2 protein-coding genes are annotated in these 1,301 nt (G+C 31.4%); both read left to right on the top strand.

The genetic code is table 11. The features are described from left to right. The first annotated feature begins 39 nt into the window (after positions 1-39). Entirely contained in the window at positions 40-411 is a 372-nt protein-coding gene (locus Q0997_RS20135) for a transposase (RefSeq protein WP_299892499.1), read from the top strand. After that, positions 411-1,262, top strand: a complete 852-nt coding sequence (locus tag Q0997_RS20140; RefSeq protein ID WP_299892501.1) for an IS3 family transposase — start codon at positions 411-413, stop codon at positions 1,260-1,262. Before Q0997_RS20135 ends, Q0997_RS20140 begins: the two co-directional genes overlap by 1 nt. The last annotated feature ends 39 nt before the right edge of the window (positions 1,263-1,301 follow it).

A 1,301-nucleotide genomic window follows, 5' to 3' on the forward strand; every position in this document is an offset into this window, starting at 1 on the left:
TGACCCGTCCTGAAATAAGGCTACATAATTTTAAACATTATGTATAGAAATGACAAAGTAATTAGACGTTACAGTGAACCTTTCAAATTAAAAATTTTAGCCGAACTTACAATCGGAAAACACACAAAGAGCGAACTTTGTAAACTCTACTCCATTGCACCTACAACTGTAAACGAATGGATTAAAAAGTACAATCGTAAAGACTTAATGAACACCAGAGTAAAAGTGGAAACTAAAGACGAAATATCTAGAATCAAAGCACTTCAAAAAGAAATTGAACAGCTTAAAAAACTACTACTTAAAAAGGATCTCGATGCTATGGTATTGGATTCTTATCTTGAAGTAGCAGCTGAAGATCTTGGTTACAAATCTGTTAATGAACTAAAAAAAAAGCTAAGTATAAAGCCTTAATTAAAGCTAAAGAGAAATCTAAGAGATTTGCTTCTTTAACTACTATAACACATTGTTTTGGACTTAAACGAGATGCCTATTATAAATACAAATCTAGAGCTGATAAACGTTTAGAACTCGAGAAACAGATTATAAACATAGTTAGAAAAAGACGCAAATCCCTTCCTAGAGAAGGCGTGCGTAAACTTGTAAAATCATTAGATGTAGATTTTAATAAAGGCAATATTAAAGTTGGTAGAGACACTTTATTTAATCTGCTTAGAAAACATCAGATGCTAACACTAACAAAGAAAACTAGTGCCAGAACAACCAACTCTTATCATCGTTTTTATAAGTACAACAACCTAATAAAGAATATGAAAGTTACTAAATCAAATCAAGTTTGGGTCTCTGATATAACATACATTAGAACAGTTAAAGGTTTTTGTTACCTAGCCTTAATAACTGACATGCATTCTAGGAAAATAGTTGGGTATGATCTTAGCAATAGCCTAGAACTAAAAGGATGTGTAAGAGCACTAAACAAGGCCATTTACCAAGCTAAAAACATCAATAAACTAATACATCATTCTGACAGAGGAATACAATATTGTAGCAATGTATACACACAAATACTCAAAAGAAAAAAGATAGATATTAGTATGACCCAAGAAAATCATTGCTACGAAAATGCAATCGCTGAACGTGTAAACGGCATCTTAAAAGATGAGTTTTATCTAGACCAGACCTTTACAAACGTAGCTCACGCAAAAAGAGCAACAAAAAATGCTGTTAATTTATACAACGAAGTAAGATTACATTTATCTTTAGACTATAAAACACCGAATATGGTATATTTAAAAACAGCGTAAATCAATTTTAACCTGTAGCCATATTTCAGGACAAGACAT

The sequence above is a fragment of the uncultured Lacinutrix sp. genome (genome assembly GCF_947500325.1).
Lineage (GTDB): Bacteria > Bacteroidota > Bacteroidia > Flavobacteriales > Flavobacteriaceae > Lacinutrix.